Raw genomic sequence first — 355 nt, forward strand, 5'->3', positions numbered from 1 at the left:
GGTTTGGTGTACTGGCTATCGACGGCCGGCCCACTTTGCTTCTTGTTCTTTCGGTCAGCTTTGTATCCGTCATACACACCGTACCTAAACACCTGCTTGCCGTCAAATGCAACCAGCATATGGGTGGCCTTGACGGCCACGGCGTCTTTGCATATCAAGCTGGTGAATGCATATGGAAGTGCCTCTTCGATCGGCCGGCCTGTGCGCAACGTGAACCAGACACGATGGAGTGCGTGATTTCCGTCGATGACGAATATTCGTCCTTTCTTTTTCATTGCAGTTGGAACTTGTTATGTTTCGATGTGATGAGCATCAGAATGTCGTCTGTAAATTCGTCGGCTTCATTGTCCATGTC

Annotated in this window: 1 protein-coding gene; it reads right to left on the reverse strand. The window is 49.9% G+C overall.

Going from position 1 to position 355, the window contains the following annotated elements; translation table 11 throughout:
- A partial coding sequence (locus tag AC1RPR_RS08530) for a hypothetical protein (protein WP_481763520.1) occupies positions 1–275 on the reverse strand: 275 nt, incomplete at its 3' end.
- Positions 276–355: the final 80 nt, after the last annotated feature.

It is taken from the genome of Dellaglioa sp. CoH-57-MRSF-22 (genome assembly GCF_056781895.1).